Raw genomic sequence first — 1,581 nt, 5'->3', positions numbered from 1 at the left:
CCTATCACGGTTACATCTCGGCCAGGTATTCGATAACGTGTTCGAAGACTTGGGCGTCCTCGTCCATCGAGGAATGCGTGGGAGGAGGTGTCTTCGGGTGGCCGGTGCCATGGTGGAGGAGTTGCCGGACCTGTCGGGGATGCTTCCCGGCCCTGCGCTGGCGGGTGAGCTCGCTGGGCTGCCGCTGGGCGGGTTGGATGAGCACGCTCTGGTGGAGGCGATGCGGGCGGCTCGGCGGTTGACCTCGTGGGCGGAGTCGCTGGAGCTTTCGGCGATCGCGGAGTTGGACCGGCGCCGTCAGGCCCAGGCCGATCGGTACGGGGCGTGGACGGTTGAGATGAGCCGGGCGCTGTGTGATGAGATCTCTGCTGCGTTGACGTTGTCGGGCACCGCCGCCGCGATCCGGCTGGGAATGGCCACCATGCTCGAAGGGCCGCTGCTGGAAACGGGCCGGGCCCTTGTGGAAGGCCGCGTCGACACCAAGAAAGCGCGGGCGATCTGTGCCGGCGTCCTCGGGGTCGGCCACGATATCGCCCGCGAAGTCGAGGCGCTCGTGCTACCCGACGCGCTCCGCCTGACCGCCGGGCAACTGGCCGCACGGGTCCGCAACGCGATCAAAGACGCCGACCCGGACGCCTATGAACGGCGCCGCAAGACAGCCGAGAAAGGCCGCCGGGTGGAGAAGTACGACAACCCCGACGGCACCGCCGATCTGGCCGCCCGCGATCTGCCCGCCGAGGACGCCGACGCCGCCTACAACTACGTCAACGCGCTGGCGAACGCCATCAAAACCGACGGCGACCAACGGCCCATCGACGCCATCCGCGCCGATGTCCTCTTGGAACTGCTGCGCGGCAGACACCCCGCAGACCTCTCCCCCGCAGCCCCCGAACCCCAGGACACCGCACCCGAGGACACCGCACCCGAGGACACCGCACCCGAGGATGCCGCACCCGAGGGCACCGACACCGCGACAACCGCCCGCCAGGAAGCCGGTACCGAAGCGACGGAAGCCGATACCCAAGCAACCGGTGAGGCAGCAGCCAAGGCGGCTGAAGCCCGCGCGTCCCAGCGAGCCACCGACCGCCCTGGCCGCACACGACGGACCCATTCCGGGCGATCAGGCCAAACCGAGGGCGACACCGGGCGCGAAGAGGCCGCCGCGATCGCCCAGGCAGCCCGCGATCGGCTGACCGACCTGCTCGGCCAGATCCGTGACGAGAACGGGCCCGCCGAGAGGCGGCTGTTGGTCACCGAAGCCGCCCGCCGCATCAAAGACGCGATCTCCCCGCTCAAGATCCGCTGGTGCGCCCTCACCGTCGACACCAAGGGCAATCCCGTCCACGGAAGTGACGGCTACCGGCCACCCACCGGAATGCGCCGCCTCATCCAGACCAGAGACGGCACCTGCACCTTCCCCACCTGCAACCGCCACGCCACCAAATGCGACCTCGACCATACGATCCCGCATCACAAAGGCGGACCGACCTGCCCATGCAACCTCGCCGCACTATGCCGCGGCCACCACCTGCTGAAACAACATCCCGACTGGACCCTGATCCAGCTATGGCCCGGCGTCCT

General features: G+C 68.8%; 1 protein-coding gene. It reads left to right on the top strand.

Going from position 1 to position 1,581, the window contains the following annotated elements; genetic code table 11:
• Positions 1-73: 73 nt before the first annotated feature.
• Positions 74-1,581: DUF222 domain-containing protein (locus HKK72_RS39085; RefSeq protein ID WP_315987667.1), on the top strand; the 1,508-nt coding region annotated here is incomplete at its 3' end.

This window comes from Actinomadura sp. HBU206391, from assembly GCF_014323665.1.
Taxonomy (GTDB): domain Bacteria; phylum Actinomycetota; class Actinomycetes; order Streptosporangiales; family Streptosporangiaceae; genus Actinomadura_C.
This window is presented reverse-complemented; position numbering and strand designations above follow the sequence as displayed.